Consider the following 23,632-nt stretch of genomic DNA (forward strand, 5'->3'; position numbering starts at 1 on the left):
AGTTCGGACGCCGGCAGGGTCAGGCCGGGCGGGGTGAGATCGAGCGTGCCAGCACGCTTCGCGCGCAAGCCAGCACTGTGCCGATAGGGACGGCTTGAGACGATGCTCTCGCTGAGGGGATCAGCGCTGGAACGTATCAGGATCCTCACCCTGCGATCGTCTCCAGGGCGACATCGCGGGTGCGGGGGCCGAGGAGCCCGACGAGCAGGCCCGCCGCCAGCATCGCCGCCGAGATGAACAGGAAGACGCCCGGCGTCCCGGTCTCGCGCAGGACAAAGGCGATGACGAATCCCGTGAAGATCGCCGAGAAGCGGCTCCAAGAATAGACGAAGCCCACCGCCCGGGCGCGGATGCCCGTAGGGAACAGCTCGGCCTGATAGGCGTGGAAGCTGTAGGACATCACGTTGGAGGCGAGCGTCAGGCCGATCCCGAGCGCCACGATGAGGGGGACATCCCGCGTCTGCGCGAAGGCCAACCCGCAGGCGATATAGACGAGCGCGGCGGCCACGATGACGTGCTTGCGCTCGAACCGGTCGGCGATGGCGAGGCCGACCAGCGGTCCGACCGGGGCGGCCAGCGCGATCAGCGCCGTATAGGCGAGGCTCGACGTCACCGTGATGCCCTGAGCCACCAGCAGGGTCGGCACCCAGTTGGCGAAGCCGTAGAAGCCCACCGTCTGGAACACGTTGAACCCCGCCATCATCAGCGCCCGGCGCCGGTAGGGCGGGACCCACAGATCGCGGAAGGCGCCGCGCGGTTGCACCAGATCCGGTGCGGCGGGCGGGGGCAGCGGACGACCATGCTCGGCCGCGACCCGCGTTTCGAGCCGCCGCAGGACAGTCTCCGCCTCCGCGAGACGCCCGTGCTCCACGAGCCAGCGCGGGCTCTCCGGCAGACCTGCGCGCATCCACCAGACCAGGATCGCCGCCGAGGCGCCGATCAGCACGACCCAGCGCCAGCCATCGATTCCGAAGGGGGCGACCGGGATCAGCATGTAGGACAGGAACGCCACCACCGGGACGGCGGTGAAGCCGATCCCCTGGCACAGGGCGAAGGCGCGGCCGCGGAACGCCTTCGGCACCAGTTCCGAGAGGTAGCTGCCGATCGTCACCATCTCGAGCCCGAGCCCGATTCCGGCGATGAGCCGCCAGAGATTGAGCCCGAAGGCGTCGGTCTGGCAGGCCATCACCACGTTTGCCGCGGTGTAGGACAGGAGCGACCACGTGAAGATCGACCGGCGGCCGAAGCGATCGGCGAGCCAGCCGCAGAGCAGGGTGCCGACGAACAGGCCGGTGAAGAGGGCGGCCACGAAGCTCGCGACACCGCTCGCGCCGAACAGACCCGGCGTCGTCGGCGTGAGGATCCCGGCTTTGACGAGGCCCGGCGCCACGTAGCCGGTGAACAGGAGGTCGTAGAGCTCGAAGAAGAACCCGAGGCCGAGCAGCGCGACGAGGCGCCAGATCGTGCGCGTGGCGGGCAGGCGGTCGAGGCGGGCCAGGATGGCGCCGGAATCCAGGACCTCATCGGCAGCCCGGACCGCCGTACTCGTCGCCATGATGCTGGGTCCTATCGCAGCGCCGCCGCGCCCTGGCGGCGCAGTGCCGCGGAAGCGGCCGGTGCGCAAGGGGGGCCGTTCACGCCCCGAAGACCGACCAGCCCATGCGCTGCGTCAGGCGTTCCAGGGCGATGCGGCCGAGGTGGGAATTGCCTGCCGCGTCGAGACCTGGCGACCAGACCGCGATCGAGGCCTTGCCGGGCGCCACCGCCAGGATGCTGCCGCCGACGCCGCTCTTGCCCGGCAGGCCGACCCGGTAGGCGAACTCTCCCGACCCGTCGTAGTGGCCGCAGGTCAGCATGATCGCGTTGATGCGGCGCGCCCGCTCCGCCGAGACCACCGTGTGGCCGGTCGACGGATTGAGGCCGTTATGGGCCAGGAACCGCCCCGCCATCGCGAGCTGGCGGCAGTTCATCGCGATGGCGCAGTGGTGGAAGTAGACGCCGAGCGTGTAGTCCACCGGATTGTCGATGACGCCGAAGGACTTCATGTAGTTGGCGAGCGCGGTGTTGCGGAAGCCCGTGCGCTTCTCCGAGGCCGCCACCCGCTCGTCGATCGCGATGGTCGAGTCCTGCGCCAGGAACTGCATGAAACGCAGGATCTCGCCCAGAGCCTCGCGCGGCTCGTGACCCGAGAGGATCACGTCGGTCACGGCGATCGCCCCCGCATTGATGAACGGGTTGCGCGGCACTCCGCGCTCCCGCTCCAGCTGGACGATGGAGTTGAACGGGTTGCCGGAGGGCTCGCGGCCGACCCGCTTCCACAGCCGGTCGCCGACCATGCCGAGCGCCAGGGTGAGGGTGAAGACCTTCGACACGCTCTGGATGGAGAACGGTGTCTCGCTGTCGCCGCCCGTGACGACGCGTCCGTCGGCGTCGATCACCGCCATGCCGAACTGGTTCGGGTCCACGCGGGCGAGTTCGGGGATGTAGTCCGCCACAGCGCCTCGGTCGGTGCGCTGGGCCATCTCCTCGGAGATGTCCCGGATGACGAGGGCAAGGTCGGGCACGGTCAGGCTCGGGCGTCCAGGTCCGTCGGCTGCGGCGGAACCGGGTCGGTTCGCGACGTCTCGGGCGATGCAAGTTCAGGTCCGGGGTGCCCCCGTCGCGCGGAATCGTCAAGCAGCCGCGACCGAGGCCGGAAACAGAAACGGCCGGACCCGTGCGGGCCCGGCCGATGAATTGTGAGCGGTGGATCGTGTCAGGCGGCGGCGAGCGCCATCGCCATGGATTCCTTCTTCATCAGCTCCCGGAAGAAGCCGTCGAGATGGGTCAGCTTGTCGGGTGAGCCGTCCTGGGCGATGCGGCCGCCCTCCAGCACGACGATCCGATCGAAATCCTGGAGCGTCGAGAGACGGTGCGCGATCGCGATCACGGTCCGACCCTTCATCAGGTTGGCGAGCGCGTGGCGGATCGCCTGCTCGGATTCGGCGTCCAGCGCCGAGGTGGCCTCGTCGAGCAGCAGGATCGGCGAGTTCTTCAGGATGGCCCGGGCGATGGCGATGCGCTGGCGCTGGCCGCCCGACAGCTTCACGCCGCGGTCGCCCACGATCGTGTCGAAGCCTTCCGGCAGGGCCTTGATGAAGTCGGTGCAGTGGGCCGCCTCGGCGGCCTGCCAGACCTCCTCGTCGGTGGCTTCGGGGCGGCCGTAGCGGATGTTCTCGCGCAGGGACCGGTGGAACATCGACACGTCCTGCGGGACCACCGTGATGGCCTCGCGCAGCGATTCCTGCGTCACCCGATCGATATTCTGGCCGTTGATGCGGATCGCGCCGCTCTGCACGTCGTAGAAGCGCTGGATCAGCGAGAACAGGGTCGACTTGCCGCCGCCCGACTTGCCCACGAGGCCGACGCGCTGGCCGGGCTCGATGACGAGGTCGAAATCCGTGAAGACGGCGCGCCCGTCCGGGTAGCTGAAGGCGACGTGCTCGAACTCGATCTTGGCGCCCTGGCCGGTGAGCGGCTTGGCCTCCGGATGGTCCACGAGGTCGTGGGGCTGGAGCAGGGTGTGCAGCGCCTCGGAGAGGCGGGCGGTGTGCTGGGTCGCGTCGACCAGCGCCACCGCGAGGTCGCGGGTGGCGGCGAGGATGCGGATGCCGAGCGTGCAGACCAGGACGACCTGGCCGTTCGTCGCCTGACCCGCCTCCCACATCTGGATCGCCCAGTAGAGCAGGCCGAACACCGCGAGCACGGTGAGGATGGCGTGCACGATACGCAGCTTCTCGAGGTAGAGCAGCGACGAGCGGCGCGCCCGCATCTCGGTGGCGATGGTGCCCTCGAAGCGCTGGCCCTCACGCTTGAACGCCGAGAAGGCGCGCACGAGGGACATGTTGCCCACGAGGTCGACCATCTCGCCGTCCACGGAGGCCGCCTTGGCGGCGAAGTCGTGGTGCAGCGGCTTGCCGGCCGAGGCCATCTTGAACATCAGCACCACGACCGCGGCGAACACGCCGGCCAGGATCCCCGCCATGGTGAGGTTGACGGTGGCGATGTAGGCGATCGACCCGAAGGCCGCGACCGTGGGCGGCATCACGTTGAACACGAACATGTTCTCGACCGTGAAGATCGCGTTCGAGGTCGCCGTGATCCGCGAGGCCAGAGTGCCCGGCTGGCGGTCGGAGAAGAAGGTCGGGGAATGGCCGGTCATGTGCCGGAACAGGTCCCGCCGGATATCACCGGTGATGCCCACGAAGGTGAAGGCGCCGGTCAGCGCCGCCACGCGCCAGAGCATGTTGTCGGCGGCGATGAAGCCGATGAGCACGGCGAGCGCGCTCCAGACCACGGTGTTACCCGGGCCCGGCCCCTTCGTCAGCGCGTCCACCACGCCCTTGAGGGCGTAATCGGTGGAGACCGAGAAGCCGACGGCGCCGAGCACGGAGATCAAGATGACCAGGTGCGGCAGCCAGCGGCGGCGGAGATACCGTCCGACGAAGGCGAAGGGCCTGTCGGCGTATCGGTGCAGCTCTTCCATCGCGGTGACCATTCCGTATTCGCGCGGCTTGGGCTTGCGGGTTAAGGCGGAGTGCAGCGCGGGCGCAAACTGACCCGCAGCGGCAACGCGAGAGCGTTGCCATTGTTGCACCGGCCCGCGCCTTCCCAGCGCTTTTATCCGTCAAACCTGAACGCCGCTTGAGCGGCGCCGACATACGCAAGCGAATCTGATGCCGCGCGCGTCAGCTCTCTTCGTCCGGTTGGCGCGTCTCGGGCATGATCAGCGCCACCAGCATGAAGGCCGCGAAACCCATGCAGGCGAGGCCCAGGAAGGCGCTGTGGCTGCCCAGATGATCGGCCATGATCCCGGCGAGCGAAGTGGAGAGGGCGGCGCCGATGCCCATGGCGGTCCCCACCGCGCCGAGCGCGAGGTTGAAGCGCCCCGTCCCGCGGGTGAGATCCGAGACGACGAGCGGCACCATCACGCCGAGGACCGACGCCGAGATCCCGTCGAGGACCTGGATGGCGACGAGGCCGTAGGGGTTGGTCGTGTAGGCGAGGAGCAGGCCGCGGACCGGCAGCGCGCCGAAGCCGAGGAGCAGCACTGGGTAGCGGCCAAAGCGCTCGGCCGCGCGGCCGACGGCCGGGGCGCTGATCGCCAGGACCGCCTGCGGGATCATGATGCAGGCGGCGACGAGGGCCGTCGCGGTCTCGCTCGCCCGCAGGGTCAGCACGCTGCCCAGGAGCGGCAGCATCGCGGCGTTGGCGAGGAAGAACAGCACCATGCAGGCCGAGAAACACAGGAGCCCGCGGTTGGTGAGCAGTGCGCGGAGGATCCCATCCTGCCCGGAGGGTCGCTGCGCCTGGGAGGCGGACGGTTCCTGGAAGACGCTGGAATCGATGTCCCGGGCGCGGATGCGTGACAGCGCGATGATCGTGGGAATCCCGAGCGCCGCCGTGAGGTAGAACACGGCGCCGTTCGACAGGTAATAGCCGATCGCCCCCATGCCGGCAGCGCCGAGGGCGTTGCCCAGAGCCGCGAAGCTCGCATTGCGGCCGAGACGCTCTCCCGCATGGACGCGCCCGACCAGGCCGATGCTGATCGCCGCGATCGCCGGCGTCAGCACGCAGCTCGCCGCCGAATGGGCCGCCATGGCCAGAAGCACAACCAGGAAGCTCGGCCATACGGCCAGAGCGAAGGCGCTACCCGCGATGCCGATCACCGCGACGGCGGCGGCGAAGCGCTTCGAGCGCACGACGTCGACGAAGGCACCGCCCGGCACCTGCCCGAGCAGGGCGACGAGGCTGCCCACGGTGAGCGCGAAGCCGATATCGGACTGGGTCCACTTGGCCTGCGAGAAGTAGACGGCCAGGAACGGCCCGAAGCCCGTCTGCAGGTTGGCGACGAAGAACGCGAAGGCGTCCAGGCCGTGGCGGCTCGCTGCGGAGATCGCGCTGCCGGCAGTCACGGATCCAACCCCATGCGCTGGCTCGCTTGGAAGCTCGGCCGCCTGATCCTTCAGACGTACGGGGCGGGATCGGAGATCATGCCGGGACACTTCGCGCTCGCGGGGGGAGGCGGCGGGTCTTACCTTCAATCGGGCCACCGTCATTTATCCGGCGCCTTCTCCGGAGGGGTGGCGGGCGCGGTGGGCGCGGACGAGGCCGGCGCCGTCGAAGCCGGTGCCGGAGCCGCGGGGGCCGGCTGCGGTGCGGCGGGCGCGGTCGTCGGATTGGCCGGCGCGGTGGATGCCGGCGCGGGCGGCGTGGCGGCCTGGTCGCCCTCGGACGCGGGAGCAGCCGGGCTCGCGGGGCCGAGAACGACGATCGGCTCGCCGGCCTTGTACTCGGGCGACACGCGAACCTGGTTGCGGGTCAGCGCGACGGAGAGCTTGCGCTCCTTGTTGCCGTCGGGGCTGAAGCGCAGGGCGCGCCAGTCCACGGCGATCTTGCGGGTCCCGACGCCGAGGAAGCCGCCGAAATCGATGATCGCGGCGCGCGGATGTCCTTCCTTGTCGATGATGATGTCGATGACGCGTCCCAGTTCGTCGCCGCCGGCGCTGCGCACGCTGCGGCCGAGCAGGCTCTCGTAATCCTGGGTGTCGAGGACGGTAGCCGGGGTACCCTGCTGCTGCTGCTGCTGCTGCTGCTGCGCCTGCGGTGCGGGCGAGGGCGCTGGCCCGGCGGGAGGCGGAGAGGCAGGCGGATTCGGGGCCGGCGTCGCCGCGGGAGCCTGCGGCGCGGCCTGGCCGGGCGCACTCTCGCTCCCGCTGGTCTGGGCCTGCGCCGCGGTTCCCGACGCCCAAAGGGCGAGCGTCACGGCCGCGATCATCCGGTGGATTCTGAACACGCTTCGTCCTCTGAGGAAGGGCCGGGCCGCTCCGGCACGCCGGCGCGACCGCGACCGTGTCGGCCGGTTCCGGGTCCGCCGCCGGCAGGACCCCGCCTGCGGGTGCTTCGTCTCGCAGGACCTGGGCGAAGTTATGGACCCTCCCGGACCGGCCGCAAGGTTTGGGCCGGCATTCTCGTGCTGGCGCGCGCAGTCTCTGCGCGGTCACTGTCTGGTTTTCGCCGCATCCCCAGCGTAGACAGCGGCTCATAAGCCGATGCGAGTTGCGGGCAGCACCGCAGCCCCTTGCGAGGACCACACGATGTCGACTTCCACCTCGTCGAGATGCGCCGCTGCGCGCGGCCTCGCGCTCGGCGCCGTCCTGGCCGGCCTGATGGCCGGCTGCCAGGCGCTCGGAGGTGGGGGTGGCGTGATGCCGGCGACGGAAGTCGGGCTGCCGCCCTCGCTTCGCGGCTCCCTGCCCAACCGCGAGCCGCGCAATGCGGCGGTCGACGCGGACGGGCAGCCGCTTCAGACCACACCCACGAGGCAGCTCGCGATTCCCAAGAGCGCCGGGGGCTCGACCCGGACCGCAGACAGCGGTGAGCGCCGGATCCGGCGCGAGGATCTCGACGGCGGCAACGCCGCAGTCGGCGGCGGCAGTTCGAGCGGATCGATGGCGCCGATGCTGTCGCCGGGCGGCAGCGTCGGTCTCGGCGGAAAGTTCTGACCGGCCGACCACCGCGCTGCGGCCGCCCCTTTCACGCGGCCGCGGTGCGACGCTGACTCACGCGGTCGGCGCACGCACGCCGTAATACTCCTCGATCCGCCCGCGATAGGTCGGGTCCGCGAAGCCGTCTTCGCCCGGCCCGTGGCTCGGGGCACCCGCGAGGACGCCGGGGTCGATATCGACCACGTAGCCCCCGAGTTCCGTGCTGTAGGTCAGCGCCCTCCAGGGCAGCGGATGATGACTCTCGCCGAGCCCCAGGAAGCCGCCGAAGGCCAGCACCGCGTAGGCCACTTGGCCGCTGACCTTATCCACCATGAAATTGTGGACCATTCCGAGATGCCGCCCGGTGCGGTCGTACACGGCTGTGCCCTCGACCTTGTTGGAGGCGATCAGGCGGCTCGTCTCGTCGATGGCGATGCCCTCGCCCGTGGGGTCGAGTTCCAGGCTTCCGGGTTTTCTCACGGCGCGTTCGTTGGGCAAATCCGTCGGCATGGTCTCTCCCGGTCGGAGGACGGGGCTGGGCCCGCATCCCGTTGTTCCTGCTGACTAAGCGTGCCGGCGGAGGCGGGTTCCGCGCGCTGTGCGCCACCCGGGAGCGCGGTGGGGCCTCAGAGATCGGCCGGTAGACCGGCACTGGCCCGCCTCTGGTTGATCCGGTCGCGGACGGAGCGGCTGGCCAGAAGCATCTCGAAGCCGAAGGCGACGAGGGCGCACAGCGTGCACAGGATCGCCGCGCCGAACAGGCCGAACAGCAGAGTCGCCACCGTGCTGTCGCGCAGCGCCCCGACGAACAGCGTCAGAACCGAGCCGCAGGTCGCGACGCCGCCGAGCGCAGCCAGGAAAACGGCCGCGTCGAGGGCGAGCGAGCGCCGGTGCAGGCGGTCGAGGCGCCTGCCGAGGAGAAGACGCTCCGCATCCCCGGCGCCGGCGAGCATGCCCGAGACGCGGTCGGCCTGGTCCGCCACCCGGGCGAGCCGGGCGCCGAAGACGTTCAACAGGGTCGCGATGCCGGACAGAAGGAAGACGGGGCTGAGCGCCACCTGGACCACGTGGGCGGTGTTTTCCAGGGCTGTGAGTGTGATCGAGGCTGTCATGCCGGGCGGCTGATCCACCAGCCGCAGGGGCGCGGCAATCCCGGCGTTCTCAGATCAGGCCGCGGCCCGGCTCCAGTCCGGGCGTGGCGAGTTCGGCACGGATGCCGACGCCCAGGCCAATGACCAGTCCGGTGGCGAGCAGCAGTGCGAGTGTGAGGACCGGGGCGAACATGGCTGTACATCACGCGCAAGATTGTTAAGAGCAGGTTTCGCGTGCCCGTTTCCGGCGAATGAACTTGCCGACGGTGCCGATTGGCCGCTTCCGGTGTGGATTCCCGCGCCTGCCTTGTGGATGAGGGGGCTGCGAAGGCGATTTCCCCTTGGAACGGCGGCGACACCGCTTAGTTGCTGGTATGCTGGCTCGGCCGTGGGGCGCTCGTGCCCCGGCCTGCGGCCCGAGAACCGGAGGAAGTTTATGGCCACAAAGACCGAGAAGGCTGCGCCGAAGGCGGCCAAGACCACCAAGGCGGCGGAGCCGAAGGCCACCAAGGCCGCGCCCGCCAAGGCAGCGAAGCCCGCCGCCACTAAGTCGGCCGGCACGAAGCCGAATGCCCTGCAGCAGCCGTTGAAGCCGTCCGCCGAGCTCGGCGCGATCGTCGGCACCAGCCCGCTGCCGCGCGGTGAGGTGGTCAGCAAGGTTTGGGATTATATCAAGAAGAACAATCTTCAGAACCCCGAGAACAAGCGCGAGATCGTGGCCGACGACAAGCTCAAGAAGGTCTTCGGCAAGGACAAGTGCTCGATGTTCGAGATGAACAAGCATCTCGCGGCGCATCTGAAGGCCTGATCGCCACCTAGAGCCGCACCCGGCCCCTCGATCGGACCGGAGGCTCTAGGTTGCTCAGGGCTCCTCCCGGCGCGATCCTCGCGATCGCCTCGGCGGAGTCTGCCTAGGCGAGGCCCTGCAGGACGCCGCCATCCACCCGCAGCGCGGCGCCCGTCGTGGCGCTCGCTGCCGGGCTGCACAGGTAGGCGACGAGATTGGCTACTTCCTCCACATGCGCCAGCCGCTTGATGAGGGAGGAGGGGCGGTGCTCTGCCACGAACCTGCGGCCCATGGCGTCGAGATCCGCATCGGCTTGGCCCCTGGCCATCTGTTTCATGAACTCCGCCACACCCTCCGAGAGCGTCGGGCCGGGTAGCACGCTGTTCACGGTGACGCCGCTGCCGGCCACCGTCTGAGCGAGGCCACGGGAGATCGCGAGCTGTGCGGTCTTGGTCATCCCGTAATGGACCATCTCGGTCGGCGTGTTGATGCCGGACTCGCTGGAGATGAAAATCACCCGGCCCCAGCCGCGCTCCGCCATGCCGGGCGCGTAGGCGCGTGACAGGCGCACGCCGCTCATCACGTTGACGTCGAAGAAGCGCTGCCAGTCAGCGTCGGGAATGTCGAAGAACGGCTTCGGCTCAAAAATCCCGGTGTTGTTGACCAAGATGTCTACCGCCGGCAGGGCGCGCACCAAGGCGGAGACGCCTTCCGCGGTGGCGACGTCGCCCACCGCCCCGAAGGCGCGGCCGGATGGCGCCTCGCCCTGCAGCTTGGTCAGCGCCGCCTCGACCCGCTCGGAGGTGCGGCCGTTGATGCCGACCTCGGCGCCGAGGTCGCAGAGTTCCCTGGCGATGGCGTAGCCGATGCCGGCGGTCGAGCCGGTGACGAGGGCCTTCCGGCCGGTGAGATTGAGGTCCATGGGGCTCTCCAGCGCGTGAAACGCAGCGTCCGAAACGTGGCGTCAACGCGTGCCTGCCCGGCCGGTGGCATGCCGCGGCCGTCTAGCCGCTCCGGGACCGCCGCAGGACGCTGGCACAGCCGCCGATGCCGGACAGCGCCACTGCGCAGGTGAGCGACAGGATCACGGCCCGCTCGGGCCCGAGCCCGTGCGTCAGGCCGAAAATCACCGCCACGAGGGCCGCACCGAGCGACTGACCGGTGAGCCGGGCCGTCGATTGCATCCCGCTCGCCCCGCCGGCCCGCTCGCGCGGTGCCGAGGTGACGATCACCTTGTTGTTGGGCGACTGGAACAGGCCGAAGCCGAGGCCGCACAGGGTGAGGCGCCAGACGATGTCGAGGGTCGTGGGCGCGGCGGGCAGGAGGCTCACGCAGACGAGGCCGGTGGCCATCATCGCGAGCCCGATTCCACCCAGGATGCCGGGCGGGTAGCGGTCGGCCAGGCGCCCCGAGACCGGCGCCACCGCCGCCACGGCGATCGGCCAGGGGGTGAGCAGGAACCCGGTCTGCGTGCTGGAGAGGTGCAGCACGTCCTGGAAGTAGAAGGGCAGCGCCACATACGACACCATCTGGGCGCAGAACGACGCGACGGAGGTCGCCATCGACAGGGCGAAGGCCGGGATCCGCAGCAGGTCGACGGGGAGGAGGGGGACGGCAAGCCGGATCTGGCGCCGCACGAACACCGCGCCGATCACAAGGGCACCGAAGAGTTCGGCAGCGGCAACCCGCTGGCCCTCGGGATCCCCGAGCCCGTCGATGCCGATGATCAGCAGCCCGAAGGTCAGGGCGTTGAGCACGGCGCTCACGAGATCGAAGGGCCGGCCGCTCGCCGGTGTCGCCGGCAGGGTGCGGGACGCCACCGCCAGCGCCAGCAGGCCCACCGGGATGTTGACCAGGAACAGCCAGGGCCACGTCGCCACCGAGAGGATCGCGGCCGCGACCGTCGGGCCGGCGGCCGAGGCCACGGCCACCACCAGCGCGACGTTCGCCACCCCCTGGCCGATCATCCGGTGCGGGTAGATGAAGCGCACGAAGCCGATGTTGACGCTCATGATCGCGGCGCCGCCGAGACCCTGGACGATGCGCGCCGCGATCAGCAGCGGCAGGTTCGGCGCCACCGCGCAGGCGAGGGAGGCGGCGACGAAAATCGCCAGTCCGGGCAGGTAGACCTTCCGGAAGCCGAAGATGTCGCCGAGCGCCGCGAAGGGCAGGAGACTCGCGGTCACGGCCACCTGATAGGCGTTCACCACGAAGATCGCGTCGGCCGGCTTCACCGCGAGGTCCTTGGCCATCACCGGCAGCGCCACGTTGACGATCGCGCCGTCCAAGACCGCCATGGTCATGGCGAGGCCGATCGCCGCCATGGCGAGCACGCGCTCGCGCGGCGGCAGGCCGTCATGCGGGCTACCCTGCGCGACGGCGCCTGTACCGGGCGGAACCTGCGCCATGCTCGCGCGCTCCTGCGGCGTCCCGGAGGGCCGTGACGTCGATGGCTTGGGAAATCCGGGCGCCGGACGCGCCGGGGATGCCATGTCCTGTCGCGCAGCCGAGGCGGGCCGTCGAGGGGAGCGGTGTGTCCTATGTCACGGCGCGGGCAGCTTCGTTCGCGTCGCGGCGCGATGATTGCGCCAGGGAGACGGCTCCCCGGACTTCTTCAGCGCGATACGCCGCTCAAGCCAGCATGTAGGTGAGCAGCGAGCGGAGCTGCGCCGGCTTGATCGGCTTGCGCAAGAGTTCGGCGCCGGCCGCCGTCACCCGCTCCTCGACCGCGGCGGTATGGTCGGCGGTCGTGACGATGACCGGGAGCGGCTCGGCCCGTCCCGCCTGGAAATAGGCGGCCACGTCGAGACCGCAGGCGCCGTCGTCCAGATGGTAGTCGAGCACCAAGATGTCCGGAGGCGCGGCGCCGGCCTCCACGGCCGCCCGCACGTCGGTGAAATCCCGGAAGGTCGAGACCCGGGCGTCCCAGTTCTGGAGGAGGCGCGCCAGGGCATCGGCCGTCGAGGCGTCGTTCTCGACGACCAGCACATGCGCCCCCGAGAGCCGGGTCGCCACCGGGGCGGGCGGCGCTGTGGCGGCCGGGACGGCGCTCATGGGCAGAGCCAGCGTGACCCGTGTGCCGTGGCCGGGCCGCGAAGTGAGGGTCAGCGAGTGGTCCAGCGCCTGGGCCATGCGCCGGACGATCGACAGGCCGAGACCGAGGCCCGGCTCCTCCCCGATGGCGGTTCGCGTGCCCCCGCGGAAGAACTCATCGAAGACGAGGTCGCGTTCCTCCGCGGCGATGCCGCAGCCCGTATCCACCACCTCCACCCGCACGCCGCCGGCCCGCCGCCGCGCGCCGAGGACGAGGCCGCCCCTGCTGGTGTACCGGACCGCGTTCGAGACGAGGTTCTGGAGGATGCGCTGCAGGAGCACCACGTCGCTGGTGACGGTCAGATCGGGGCAGCGCACCGAGAGCCTGAGACCCTTGCGCTCCGCGAACGGTTTGAAGCTCGCCGCCAGCTCCGCCAGCAGATCGGGCAGGAACACCGGCTGGAGCTGCGGCCGGACGATGCCGGCATCGAGCTTGGAGATGTCCAGCAGCGTCTTGATCAGATCCTCGATGGTCTGCAGGCCCCGCTCCACTTGGCCCGCGATGGTGCGGGCCTCCGGCGGCACGTCGAGGTCGGCCAGGGCCGAGATCGACAGGCGGGCGGCATTGACGGGCTGCAGCAGGTCGTGGCCCGCCGCCGCCAGAAAGCGGGTCTTGGAGCGGTTGGCGGTCTCCGCCTCTTCTTTCGCCGCCGCCAGCGCCTCGTTGGAGCGCTCCAGGCGATGCATCAGCCCGGTCAGCTCCTCTGTGCGGGTGCGGACCCGGCCCTCCAGCATGATCGCGGTTTGAAACAGCGAATAGGCGCTGCCCCGCTGGTCCATGGTGCGCTCGACATGGGACATCAGCGCGGCGTTGATGCGCTCCAGCTTCTCGATCCGTCGGCGCAAGGACGCGTCGGTCTCGAGCCCGTTCGGATGCATGGTCACGACGCCACCGGGGCGGCTCCGTCGCCCGGCTCCCCGTTTGCCAAGCGCTTCCCGATGGCGATGCCCGTGAAGGTCTGGTTCAGGTGCATCGCCCGGTACTGCTCGCCGAAGGTCTCGAAACCGACGACGTTGTAGCGGCGGTAGAGATCGGCGATGCCGTGGCGCACCTGCCGGCTCTCGGCATCGAGGCGGCGCAGCACGCATTCGAAGCCGATGATCAGGTCGACGCCGCCGAGCACCGCGTCGAGGCGGGATAGCTCTGCCCGGGTCGAGGTGACGATGTCGCGCGGTTCGGCCAGCGTCAGCACCACGCCCTCGTCGACCGCGCAGAAGAAGCTGAGCGATCCGTCCTCGTTCATGCGCCGGATCGACCGGCAGAAATACTCGCCCCCGACCTTCACGGCGAGCGGGTAGGCGGCGAAGCTCATCGGCGAAAGCCCCTCCGGGTCGAGGCCGATCGCCATCGCGTATTCCCGCGCCGCCGGCTCGGCGTTCAACTCGTGCACTTTGCGCCGCTCGCCGTCCGAGGCGGTGACCACGAACTTGGTCTGCGTCGGTTCGAAATTGTCGCTCTTGAAGATCTCCACCGAAAACTCGGTCTCGACGAGGATGAGAACCGCCGCCTTGCGGTGAATCCGGCCGCCATGGAGCAGCACCGCGTCCCGGAAGCGCAGGTCGTCACCGGCCGAGCCGCCGACGATCGGGATCCCGTCGAGCGCCCAGGCGATAGCCGAGACCACGGTCTCTTCGGCGTTCGTGAGTCCGTCGATCAGCGATAGCGCGAAGCGTCGCCCAGCGGCGGCCGCATCGCCCTCCCGGCACCGCTCCAGAGGATCGAGAGTCCGGCGCAGTGCCCGCACCGCGGAGGCGGTCCGCTCCACGTCGAGATGGTCGATGGCATCGAGCACCGTCGAGACGATGCGAAACCGCTCGGCCGGAAACGCGATGGCCACGAGGCCGCGGTCGAGTCCGCCGGCCGGAGCGATGCCGCCCGACATCGAGCAGCCGGCCACCGGCACGCCGGGGAACCGGGTCCCCAGCTCGCGAGCCAGGATCTCGGCATCGTAATCCACGGAGAAGAACACAACGATCTGTGACAGGGCGGATTCACCCACGGCCCGGGCCACGTCTGCGGCCGCGTCGGCGGCCGTGTCCGCCTCCGTCCAGGCCGTCCAGATACCGCACAGATGGCGTCGAACCCCCGTTCCCTGAGCCACGTCTCACCCCCTGGGCGGCGCCCCGGTGGGCTTGCTGCCCACTCTTCAGTGTCTTGGGGCGAGTATGTCGTGCGCAACCGAGCGGTGCAACGGGGCGGCCCGCCGCTCGGGTCCGTGCGTCCGGGCGCTCGGGCTTCACTTCATGCAGGCGTCCTCGGCCTTCTCGAAGGCTGCGGGTTTGGGCTCATGCTCCGGTGGACGGTTGCGGCCCAGCGCGCCGTCCGAGCGGGCGCGCAGATAGGTGTAGATGTCCGGCATGTAGCACATGACGTTCCGGTTATCCCCGAAGGCCGGCATGACCAGCTCCTGCGAGGCGTTCACGTCCTTCTTGCCGCCGACCACGATGCCGGCGAACTGCGCGTAGTCCATGCCCTTCAAGGCGTCGACCAGCGAGGGCGCGTAGGTCGAACCCATCCCGTCCGGACCGTGGCAGACGATGCAGTTGGCATTGTACCGCAGGTAGCCGGACATCGTGTACCAGTCGACTTTCTTGCCGCCATCCGTCACGTGGTAGGTCGGATCGCCGTTCTTGTCGGTGTACTGGCCGTCCTGGACCTTGGCCGGCTGCGTCGGGCCGTCGCTCTTCAGATCGACCGGGGATGACGGCCCGGATGGCTGAGGGTTGGGAGGCGCGGCGGATACCGAGCCCGTTCCGAAGAGTCCTGCTGCGAGTCCGGCCAGGGCGATCCCGGCGAGCCTGGTTGCCGCGCACCACATGAGCGTTCCTCCCGCCGCCCACAGGCATGTTCCCCGTGGCGCGGCACGAGGATAACGGGGCTCTCCTGCTGCGAATGCGTCGGCGATCATTCACGTTTTCGCGCAGCCGCGAGCAGCCATGAGCAGCCCGGGCAGGACGGGGCAGCGGATGTCCTTTATCCGCGTTGCGCACAGCATTAACCTTTTGTTAATCGGCGGATTGCCGCCGGCCCGCCGGCGTGAGAGCTTTCGTTAACGAGAGCTTAACGGTTGGGTCACGGCGATGCGGTTCGCGGTTTCCATGGTGCAGGGACTGGTTTCCGGCTCTGCATCGCGTCGGCTCTCCCGCGCGGCTTTCGGCTTTGCCCTGGCGGTCCTGAGCTTCTCCGGTCCCACCGCGCAGGCTCAGACGCTGGCGAGCCTTCCGACCGAGGCGGGCGCGAAGGTGCAGGGCGATGCCCGCCCGATCGCCGCCTGGGTGACGTTCTGCCAGAGCTACGCGGCCGAATGCGCGCTGGACCGGTCCGAGCCGGCGCGGATCAGCCTGACGCCGGCCACCTGGGCGGCGATCGTGTCGGTGAACCGGCGGGTGAACAAGGCGGTCGAGCCGATGACCGACCAGGATCACCTGCACGTGGCCGATCGCTGGGACCTGGCCGAGGACGGCATCGGCGATTGCGAGGACTTCCAGCTGCTCAAGCGCCACCTGCTGGCCGAGGCGGGCCTGCCGCGGCGGGCGATGCGCATGACCGTGGTGATCGACGAGAAGGGCGAGGGCCACGCGGTGCTGACCCTGCTCACCGACCGGGGCGATCTGGTCCTCGACAACAAGACCAGCGCGATCCTGCCCTGGCACAAGACCGGCTACGTGTTCATCAAGCGCGAGAGCCAGGACGCGGTCGCCTGGGTCTCGCTGGGCGGCGTCACCTCCCCGGTCACAACCGCAAACCGCTGAGCGCCGCAATCGGGCACCCCGTGTCACGCTGACGGTCGCAGATCCGGTCGGCCCTTAACTGGATGCTAACCTTATCGGCTTCACTCTGTCGCGGGACGGAGTGTCTGATCCATGCCGCCAGTCCGCCACGTGTTGCCGCTCCTGTTCCTCGCGGTGGTTCTGTTCGCCGGTGCCTCCTGTCCGGTGAACGCCGCGAGTGATGCCGAGGTGCGGCATGATATCTGGCGCGACTGCCTCAGCCGAAACTTCCGGATCCAGGCGGCGCTGACCGAGCAGGATCTGGCCGCTGACGCCGCCTTCCAGGCGTGCCAGGGCCCCGAGGAGGCCTATCTCGCCGCCCTGGCCGGCTCCCCGCTCCTCGACGACGAGGACGTGGCCCGCGCCCGGCCGCTGCTTGCCGGCCGCATCCGGGCCTGGCTGGTCGGCAACCGCGGATAGCCCGACAGGCTCGATCGGTGGCGCGCATCCCCGATCCGGTCCACCGCGCCGGTCTCCAATCAGGCCCTGTGGTGAGCCGCTCGCGGCTTGTCGCACGCTGGACGCTGCGGGCGCAGCGACTCCGGACATTCGGGATCCTCTGCTCGGGTGCGCCGAAGGTGAGGTCCTCGGTCCCGTCGATCCCTCAGTGCGCGATCAACGGCCTGACGTCGTTCGGATCGTCCGGTGCTTCCGCGAGCTTGTGGATCGCCTTTCACGGCGGGGAGGCGTCAGGGCGGCGGCCGTTACGTCTTCAGCCGCGCCTTGATCCGTCGGGTCAGCCCGTCGCGGACATCACGATAGGCATCGAGACGCTGCTCGCGGGAGGCGTCCTGCAGCAGCGTCGGGTCCGGGGTCGGCCAGTATTCCACGTCGGCCGCGAGCGTGTCCGTCAGGGCGAGGGCGCGGTGGTGCGCCTCCGGCGCAAGGGTGATGATCAGATCGAAGTTCAGGCCCTCCCAGTCCTCCAACTCCTCGATGGTCCGGGGGCGGTGCCGGCTCGCGTCGATACCGATCTCGTCGAGCGCCGCGATCATGAAGGGGTCGGTGGGCTCGCCGGAGCGCACGCCGGCGGACTGGACGTAGGTCGACTTGCCGAAATAGGCGCGCGCGATCGCCTCGGCCGCTACCGAGCGCACGGCGTTGTAGTTGCACATGAACAGGACGGATTGCACCCGCCGCTTCTTCGGGGTGGTCTCGGGAGGGGGCACAGCCATCGCCGGTCGGGGCGGAAGGCGCCCTAGCCCTTCCAGTGCAGGGCGAAGATCAGGGTGAACAGGCGGCGCGCCGTGTCGTGGTCGAGGTCGACCTTGCCGTCGAGGCGCTGCTTCAAGGTCTCGGACGCCTCGTTGTGCAGGCCGCGCCGGCCCATGTCGATCGCCTCGATCTGGGACGGGGAGGCCGTGCGGATCGCGTTGTAGTAGCTCTCGCAGATCATCTCGTAGTCGCGGATCACCCGCCGGAAGGGTGTCAGCGACAGGAGGTGCGTCATCACCGGCTCGCCGTCCACCGTGCTGATCGCGAAGGACAGCTTGTTCTCGACGAGGCCCAGTGTCAGCGCGTAGGGGCCCTCCCGCCCGGGGATGGCGAAGGAATTGTCCTCCAGGATGTCGAACAGCGCGATGGCCCGCTCGTGCTCCTGATCCGGATTGCCCCGGGCGATGGACGCTTCGTCCAGGCTCACCTTCGCGAGACGGTTCGGCCCGCGCTGCTTCTCCGCCATCCCCAAAACCTCACAGGTTCAGCCGGATCGCGACGGAGCGGGCATGCCCCTCAAGGCCCTCCGACCGGCCAAGGTTTATCGCCGCCGGGCCGAGCGCCCGCAAGCTCTCCGGGGTGCAGGCCAGGATCGTGGTCCGCTTCATGAAGTCGAGCACTCCGAGCCCCGAAGAGAACCGGGCCGAGCGGGCGGTGGGCAGGACGTGGTTAGGGCCGCCCACGTAGTCGCCGATCGCCTCCGGTGTGTGCGAACCGAGGAAGATCGCCCCGGCATTGCGGACCTTAGCGGCGAGCGCCTCCGCGTCCTGCGTCTCGATCTCCAGATGCTCGGGGGCGAGGCGGTCGACGAGCGGCACCGCCTCGTCGAAGTCGCGCACCCGGATGACGGCACCGTAATCGCGCCAGCTCGCCTGCGCGATCTCCCGGCGGGGCAGGGTGGTGAGGGCACGCTCCACCGCGCCCGCCACCGCGCCCGCGAGCTCGGCGCTGTCGGTGATCAGGATCGCCTGCGCGGCTACGTCGTGCTCGGCCTGGGCCAGGAGGTCGGCGGCGATCCAGTCGGGATTGGCGTGGCCGTCTGCCAGGATCAGCACCTCGGATGGGCCGGCAATCATGTCGATGCCGACCTGCCCGAAGACCCGGCGCTTGGCCGCCGCCACCCAGGCGTTGCCGGGCCCGACGATCTTGGCCACGGGCGCGATGGTCGCGGTGCCGTAGGCCAGAGCCGCCACGGCCTGGGCGCCCCCGACCCGGTAGACCTCGTGCACGCCGGCAAGCTGTGCGGCGGCCAGAACCAGCGGGTTCATCTGGCCGTCGGGCGTCGGCACAACCATAACCAGGCGCGGCACTCCGGCGACCCGGGCTGGCAGGGCATTCATCAGCACCGAGGAGGGATAGCTGGCCGTCCCGCCAGGAACGTACAGACCCACCGATTCCAGCGCCGTCCAGCGCCAGCCGGCGGTCACGCCCAGCGCGTCGGTGGCGCGGTGGTCCGTCGGCCGCTGGGCCCGGTGGAAGCTCTCGATTCGCTCCGCGGCGAGGCGCAGCGCCTCCAGGGACTCGGGCGGGCAGGCCTCGACCGCCGCCGCGATCTCCGCGTCGGTGACCCGGAGGTTCTCGGCCGAAAACCCCGCATCGAGCCGGTCGAACCGGCGCGTGAACTCGACCAGGGCATCATCGCCCCGGGCCACCACGTCGGCGATGATGCCGCGGACCGCGTCGTCCACATCCTCGGCGATCTCGCGCTTCACCGTGAGCAGGCGCGCGAAATCGGCGTCAAAGTTCGGGTCGCTGCTGTCGAGCCGGACCATCGGAAGCCTCTGTCTCTCGTCAGGCCGCCGTGCCGGGGGCCGTGTCGGTCGTGTCGATGTCGTGCCCGGGGCGGGCGGCCGCTTCCCAGACCGGGCCGAGATCCTTCATCCGGACCTCGATGCACTCGACCTCCAGCCGAACCGCCGCGCCGCCGGAGAAGACGAGATCGATATGTCCCGAGGGCGCGTCGGTCGGCTCGAAGGTGAGGGCGAGCAGGCTCATGGGCATGGTGTCGCCCGGCTTGAGCCCGCGCGTCTTCACGCCGAGGACGCGCTCGACATGCACGCCTGCGAGCCGCCGCCGGGGTGGTGCACCGGGCGTCCAGTCGAAGCGCCGCACGGCCATCAGGAAACGGTCCTCGCCGGGGATATAGGTCAGATCCTCCGGCCGCAGGATCGCGTCCTGAAGATGCGCGGAGATCACGGTCAGATCCTCGGCGTCGAGGGCAGCGAGCCTGAGCAGCTCCATGAAGGGATCCCCGGGAAACTCTTGCGCGAGCCGATTGAGAGGGCAGCGGGCCCGCGGCAGGGCGTAGGTAGCGGCATGGCCCCGTTCGGGCAACGGTCGGGCGCCGCGCGCGATCCCGACCGTTGTCCAGGCTCGCGCCAGCACCGTCGGGTAGGATCGTCGGCACGGCGAGTCGGGGCAGGATCCGGATGGGGAAGGGCATCACCCGCGCGGTGCTGGCCGCGCTGACGCTGGGCATGGCGGCCGCCGGACCCGCGGGGGCGCAGGTCGGGCCGAATGCGGATGTCTACATCCTCGGCCGGCCCGGTCCGGATCGCTACGATTACGATGACGACCGGCCCCGGCGTCCCCCGCCGGACGACGATGACGACCGGCCTCGCTATTCGGACCGCGACCGGTACGAGCGGCCCTGGCGGAGCGACAGCGTCTGTATCACGGCCCGCGGCACGTGTCTGACGCCTCCGGGGCCGCCCAACGCCCCCTGCGGCTGCGAGATGCCGGGTCTCGGCTACAAGCGCGGGCAGATCGGCGACTGAGCGCGCCCGAGGCCGGCGGCCCCGGGCGGCGCATGGCCCGTTACGCCCGGATGCGCTCGATCTGCGCGCCGCAGCGGCCGAGCTTCGCTTCGAGCGCCTCGAAGCCGCGGTCGAGGTGGTAGACCCGGTTGATCTGTGTCTCGCCCTCGGCGGCGAGCCCCGCGATGACCAGGGACACGGAGGCGCGCAGATCCGTGGCCATCACGGGTGCGCCCTTCAGCCGCTCCACGCCCTCGACGATGGCGAGGTCGCCCTCGAGTCGGATCTTCGCCCCGAGGCGCGCGAGCTCCTGGACGTGCATGAACCGGTTCTCGAAGATGGTCTCGCGGATGTGCGACTGACCCTTGGCCAGGGTCATCAGGGCCATGAACTGCGCCTGCAGGTCGGTGGGGAAGCCCGGGAACGGGTCCGTGGTCACGTCGACGGCCGCGATGCCGGCACCGTTGCGGCGCACGCGGATTCCCCCTTCGACCTGGCTGATCTCGGCGCCGGTGGTCGACAGGACATCGAGCGCCGAGTGCAGCAGCTCGGCCCGGGTGTCCTTGAGGATCACGTCCCCGCCGGTCATCGCCACCGCCATGGCGTAGGTACCGGTCTCGATCCGGTCGGGCAGCACCTCGTGGCGGGTCCCGTTCAACCGGGCCACCCCTTCGATCTCGATTCGGGGCGTGCCCGCACCACGGATCCTGGCGCCCATCTTGTTCAGGCATTCGGCGAGGTCGACCACCTCGGGCTCGCGGGCGGCGTTCTCGATCACGGTTGTCCCGTAGGCGAGCGCGGCCGCCATCAGCGCCACGTGCGTGCCGCCCACCGTCACCTTGGGGAAGGCGATCTCGGCCCCGCGCAGACCCTTCTTCGTCTTGGCGACCACGTAGCCGGCATCGATCTCGATCTCGGCTCCGAGCTTCTCCAGGGCCACGATGAGCAGGTCGACCGGCCGGGTGCCGATGGCGCAGCCGCCGGGCAGCGAGACCTTGGCCTCGCCGAACCGGGCCAGCAGCGGGGCGATCACCCAGAAGCTCGCCCGCATGGTCGAGACCAGCTCGTAGGGTGCGGTGGTGTCGATGACGTTGGAGGCCGTGAGGCGGATGGTCTGCCCGGTCTCGGCGGTCTGCCCGGGGCGCTTGCCGACCACCATGTGGTCGACCCCGTGATTGCCCAGGATCCGCGTCAGTGCGGCGATATCGGCCAGTCGCGGCACGTTGATGAGCTCCAGCGTCTCGCCGGTGAGCAGGCTCGCGATCATCAGCGGCAGCGCCGCGTTCTTGGCGCCCGAGATTGGGATCACGCCGTTGAGTGGCGCGCCGCCGGTGATGTGGATGCGGTCCATCGTTTGTCCTCAGGCGGCGCGCCTCAAAGGCGCGCGGCCGGCCGAATTGGTCGCGGACGCCGAGGCGTCCAGGCTTAGCCGTGCCCTATAGACCGGTTTTGTCGGAATCAGGACCGCTTTGATCGGCCTCGGATTTTCCGGGCTCCCCGTCGCTCTGCGGTGGCTTCGGCTCGGCGCGCCCGCGCCCCTGAGCCTTGCGGCGCCGGAGATTTTCGCGCAGCGCCGCCTTCAGCCGCTCAGCCCGCCCGTCCTTCGCATCCGTCATCGCGCGACCCATCGCCGCCGCAGGATCAAGGCCGAGCCGGCGACGGCCGAGACGCCTGTTCGGATGGACGGGGAGGGCGCGCGCAAGGATCGGGATCGGTTTTCGGCGGGCTGAGATCGGGCCGAGGTTAACGGCTTTGCGGCGCCCTCTCAACGGATGCAACGCTGCGATGCTGGAACCTTACCTTGAACCCGTTCCAGATCCGCGCGTATCTTGCGGCCCTCACGCGAAGGACTGGACCGAGGCCGGACCTCGATCGCGGGATCCCGGCGCCACCCTTGGTGCCCCCCGCGCGGCCGAACACGCGAAGGACGCTCGATGACCGTCACCCGGATGCCAAGCACGATGCTCGCCCCCGCGGGATCGACGCGCGCCGGCTCTGGCTACGACCGCTATTTCCAGGGCGCCCTGGATCAGCTGCACGACGAGCGGCGCTACCGCGTCTTTGCCGATATCGAGCGCATTTCCGGGCGTTTTCCCACGGCCAAGTGGCGTAAGCCGGACGGCAAGACCGCCGAGATCACGGTCTGGTGCTCCAACGACTACCTCGGCATGGGCCAGCACAAGGAGGTGGTGGCCGCCATGACCGAGACGGCCGCCCGCTGCGGCGTCGGGGCCGGCGGCACCCGCAATATCGCCGGCAACAACTCGCCCCTCGTGGATCTCGAGCGCGAACTGGCCGACCTGCACGGCAAGGAAGCCGGCCTCGTCTTCACCTCGGGCTACGTCTCGAACCAGGCCGGCATCTCGACGATCGCCAAGCTGATCCCGAACTGCCTGATCCTGTCCGACGCGTTCAACCACAACTCGATGATCGAGGGGGTGCGCCACTCGGGCTGCGAGAAGAAGGTCTTCCGCCACAACGACCTCCAGCATCTGGAGGAGCTGCTGCGCGCGGCCGGCGACCGCCCGAAGCTGATCGTCTTCGAGTCGGTCTATTCGATGGACGGCGATGTCGCGCCGATCGGCAAGATCTGCGACCTCGCCGATGCCTACGGGGCGATGACCTACCTGGACGAGGTTCACGCCGTGGGTCTGTACGGCCCGCGCGGCGGCGGCATCGCCGAGCGTGACGGCGTGATGGATCGGGTGGACGTGATCGAGGGGACGCTGGCGAAGGGCTTCGGCTGCGTCGGCGGCTACATCACCGCTTCGGCGGCGATCTGCGACGCGGTGCGCAGCTTCGCCCCGGGTTTCATCTTCACCACCGCCCTGCCGCCCGCGGTGGCGGCCGCCGCCCGGGCCTCGGTACGCTACCTCAAGCGCTCGAGTGCCGAGCGCGAGGCGCACCAGCGCCAGGCGGCGGCCACCAAGGCTGCGCTGACAGAGGCGGGCCTGCCCGTGCTCGAGACCGAGACCCACATCGTCCCGGTGATGGTCGGCGATGCCGAGCTGTGCAAGGCGGCGGCCGACCACCTGCTGGAGCGGCACGGCATCTACATCCAGCCGATCAACTACCCGACCGTGCCGCGCGGCACCGAGCGGCTGCGGATCACGCCCTCGCCCTTCCACGATGCCGAGCACATCGCGCGCCTCGCCACGGCTCTTTCGGAGACCTGGGAGACTCTCGACCTGCCGCGGGCCGGAACAGTGTTCGTCGAGGCGGCGGAGTAAGGTTTCGGCGCCTCTCCCGCCGCGGGTTCGCAGGTTTATGCCGCAGCGCTCTCGATAGGCCGCGACCGGCCCCTCTCCCGGCCGGGAGAGGGTTGGGGTGAGGGACAGGACGGTTCGGAACCGGGCGCATCGTCGCAAGCCCCCACACCGCTCCCATGTCCCG

24 protein-coding genes are annotated in these 23,632 nt (G+C 69.8%); 6 read left to right on the forward strand and 18 right to left on the reverse strand.

All coding sequences use genetic code 11. The features are described 5' to 3' along the window. Nucleotides 1–145: 145 nt before the first annotated feature. From ACYCO6_RS35695 to ACYCO6_RS35715, 5 genes are all read right to left on the reverse strand, one after another. Nucleotides 146–1,555, reverse strand: coding sequence for an MFS transporter (locus ACYCO6_RS35695; RefSeq protein WP_459768283.1), 1,410 nt, complete (start codon nt 1,553–1,555; stop codon nt 146–148). Between the two features lie 79 nt (nt 1,556–1,634). Further along, entirely contained in the window at nt 1,635–2,564 is a 930-nt protein-coding gene (locus ACYCO6_RS35700; protein WP_459768284.1) for a glutaminase, read from the reverse strand. A gap of 191 nt (nt 2,565–2,755) precedes the next feature. Continuing rightward, nucleotides 2,756–4,525, reverse strand: coding sequence for an ABC transporter ATP-binding protein (locus tag ACYCO6_RS35705; protein ID WP_459768285.1), 1,770 nt, complete (start codon nt 4,523–4,525; stop codon nt 2,756–2,758). A gap of 202 nt (nt 4,526–4,727) precedes the next feature. After that, a complete protein-coding gene (locus ACYCO6_RS35710) occupies nt 4,728–6,098 on the reverse strand; it encodes an MFS transporter (protein ID WP_459768286.1) in 1,371 nt (456 codons plus the stop codon). Further along, entirely contained in the window at nt 6,095–6,817 is a 723-nt protein-coding gene (locus tag ACYCO6_RS35715) for a PRC-barrel domain-containing protein (RefSeq protein ID WP_459773878.1), read from the reverse strand. The genes ACYCO6_RS35710 and ACYCO6_RS35715 overlap by 4 nt, the downstream gene beginning before the upstream one ends. 319 nt (nt 6,818–7,136) lie before the next feature. On the opposite strand from ACYCO6_RS35715, the gene ACYCO6_RS35720 reads away from it, so the two are divergent. Beyond that, nucleotides 7,137–7,544: a hypothetical protein gene (locus ACYCO6_RS35720; RefSeq protein WP_459768287.1), complete on the forward strand. Its 408-nt coding sequence runs from the start codon at nt 7,137–7,139 to the stop codon at nt 7,542–7,544. Between the two features lie 57 nt (nt 7,545–7,601). Here the strand turns inward: ACYCO6_RS35720 and ACYCO6_RS35725 are convergent, their stop codons facing one another. From ACYCO6_RS35725 to ACYCO6_RS35735, 3 genes are all read right to left on the reverse strand, one after another. Beyond that, nucleotides 7,602–8,036, reverse strand: coding sequence for a PRC-barrel domain-containing protein (locus ACYCO6_RS35725; protein WP_459768288.1), 435 nt, complete (start codon nt 8,034–8,036; stop codon nt 7,602–7,604). Nucleotides 8,037–8,152: 116 nt separating this feature from the next. Continuing rightward, nucleotides 8,153–8,638 (reverse strand): DUF2721 domain-containing protein, encoded by a 486-nt coding sequence (locus ACYCO6_RS35730; RefSeq protein ID WP_459768289.1) that lies wholly within the window; start codon nt 8,636–8,638, stop codon nt 8,153–8,155. A gap of 49 nt (nt 8,639–8,687) precedes the next feature. Next, nucleotides 8,688–8,810 carry a hypothetical protein gene (locus tag ACYCO6_RS35735; RefSeq protein WP_459768290.1) on the reverse strand — a complete coding sequence of 41 codons (123 nt, stop codon included), beginning with the start codon at nt 8,808–8,810 and terminating at the stop codon, nt 8,688–8,690. A gap of 243 nt (nt 8,811–9,053) precedes the next feature. Between ACYCO6_RS35735 and ACYCO6_RS35740 the strand changes: the two genes are divergently transcribed. Next, entirely contained in the window at nt 9,054–9,425 is a 372-nt protein-coding gene (locus ACYCO6_RS35740; protein ID WP_459768291.1) for an SWIB/MDM2 domain-containing protein, read from the forward strand. Between the two features lie 103 nt (nt 9,426–9,528). On the opposite strand, the gene ACYCO6_RS35745 is transcribed toward ACYCO6_RS35740, so the two are convergent. The 5 genes from ACYCO6_RS35745 to ACYCO6_RS35765 form a co-directional block, all read right to left on the reverse strand. Beyond that, nucleotides 9,529–10,326, reverse strand: coding sequence for an SDR family NAD(P)-dependent oxidoreductase (locus ACYCO6_RS35745; RefSeq protein ID WP_459768292.1), 798 nt, complete (start codon nt 10,324–10,326; stop codon nt 9,529–9,531). 82 nt (nt 10,327–10,408) lie between these two features. Continuing rightward, nucleotides 10,409–11,812, reverse strand: coding sequence for an MFS transporter (locus tag ACYCO6_RS35750; RefSeq protein ID WP_459768293.1), 1,404 nt, complete (start codon nt 11,810–11,812; stop codon nt 10,409–10,411). 223 nt (nt 11,813–12,035) lie between these two features. Further along, nucleotides 12,036–13,376 (reverse strand): ATP-binding response regulator, encoded by a 1,341-nt coding sequence (locus ACYCO6_RS35755; protein WP_459773879.1) that lies wholly within the window; start codon nt 13,374–13,376, stop codon nt 12,036–12,038. A 2-nt stretch (nt 13,377–13,378) separates the two neighbouring features. Beyond that, nucleotides 13,379–14,599 (reverse strand): FIST signal transduction protein, encoded by a 1,221-nt coding sequence (locus tag ACYCO6_RS35760; RefSeq protein WP_459768294.1) that lies wholly within the window; start codon nt 14,597–14,599, stop codon nt 13,379–13,381. A gap of 135 nt (nt 14,600–14,734) precedes the next feature. Further along, complete coding sequence (locus ACYCO6_RS35765; RefSeq protein WP_459768295.1) at nt 14,735–15,316, reverse strand: c-type cytochrome, methanol metabolism-related; 582 nt, start codon at nt 15,314–15,316, stop codon at nt 14,735–14,737. Nucleotides 15,317–15,578: 262 nt separating this feature from the next. Here ACYCO6_RS35765 and ACYCO6_RS35770 point away from each other — a divergent pair, with 262 nt between their 5' ends. Then, nucleotides 15,579–16,250: a transglutaminase-like cysteine peptidase gene (locus tag ACYCO6_RS35770; RefSeq protein WP_459768296.1), complete on the forward strand. Its 672-nt coding sequence runs from the start codon at nt 15,579–15,581 to the stop codon at nt 16,248–16,250. 111 nt (nt 16,251–16,361) lie between these two features. Further along, complete coding sequence (locus tag ACYCO6_RS35775) at nt 16,362–16,688, forward strand: hypothetical protein (RefSeq protein ID WP_459768297.1); 327 nt, start codon at nt 16,362–16,364, stop codon at nt 16,686–16,688. Nucleotides 16,689–16,972: 284 nt separating this feature from the next. Here the strand turns inward: ACYCO6_RS35775 and ACYCO6_RS35780 are convergent, their stop codons facing one another. From ACYCO6_RS35780 to ACYCO6_RS35795, 4 genes are read right to left on the reverse strand one after another with little or no spacing between them, the layout of a single operon-like run. Beyond that, on the reverse strand, nt 16,973–17,443 hold the full coding sequence (locus ACYCO6_RS35780) for an arsenate-mycothiol transferase ArsC (protein WP_459768298.1): 471 nt from the start codon (nt 17,441–17,443) through the stop codon (nt 16,973–16,975). 23 nt (nt 17,444–17,466) lie between these two features. After that, a complete protein-coding gene (locus ACYCO6_RS35785; protein ID WP_459768299.1) occupies nt 17,467–17,949 on the reverse strand; it encodes a UPF0262 family protein in 483 nt (160 codons plus the stop codon). Between the two features lie 10 nt (nt 17,950–17,959). Beyond that, the gene (hisD, locus tag ACYCO6_RS35790) at nt 17,960–19,255 is read right to left on the reverse strand and encodes a histidinol dehydrogenase (protein WP_459768300.1); all 1,296 of its coding nucleotides are present in this window, start codon (nt 19,253–19,255) and stop codon (nt 17,960–17,962) included. Between the two features lie 19 nt (nt 19,256–19,274). After that, the gene (locus ACYCO6_RS35795) at nt 19,275–19,724 is read right to left on the reverse strand and encodes a DUF2948 family protein (protein WP_459768301.1); all 450 of its coding nucleotides are present in this window, start codon (nt 19,722–19,724) and stop codon (nt 19,275–19,277) included. A gap of 188 nt (nt 19,725–19,912) precedes the next feature. Here ACYCO6_RS35795 and ACYCO6_RS35800 point away from each other — a divergent pair, with 188 nt between their 5' ends. Further along, nucleotides 19,913–20,260, forward strand: coding sequence for a hypothetical protein (locus tag ACYCO6_RS35800; RefSeq protein WP_459768302.1), 348 nt, complete (start codon nt 19,913–19,915; stop codon nt 20,258–20,260). A 40-nt stretch (nt 20,261–20,300) separates the two neighbouring features. Here ACYCO6_RS35800 and murA read toward each other — a convergent pair whose 3' ends face one another. After that, nucleotides 20,301–21,590, reverse strand: a complete 1,290-nt coding sequence (gene murA, locus ACYCO6_RS35805; RefSeq protein ID WP_459768303.1) for a UDP-N-acetylglucosamine 1-carboxyvinyltransferase — start codon at nt 21,588–21,590, stop codon at nt 20,301–20,303. 610 nt (nt 21,591–22,200) lie between these two features. On the opposite strand from murA, the gene hemA reads away from it, so the two are divergent. Further along, entirely contained in the window at nt 22,201–23,469 is a 1,269-nt protein-coding gene (hemA, locus tag ACYCO6_RS35810; protein ID WP_459773881.1) for a 5-aminolevulinate synthase, read from the forward strand. The last annotated feature ends 163 nt before the right edge of the window (nt 23,470–23,632 follow it).

The organism is Methylobacterium sp. CM6257 (assembly GCF_054611515.1).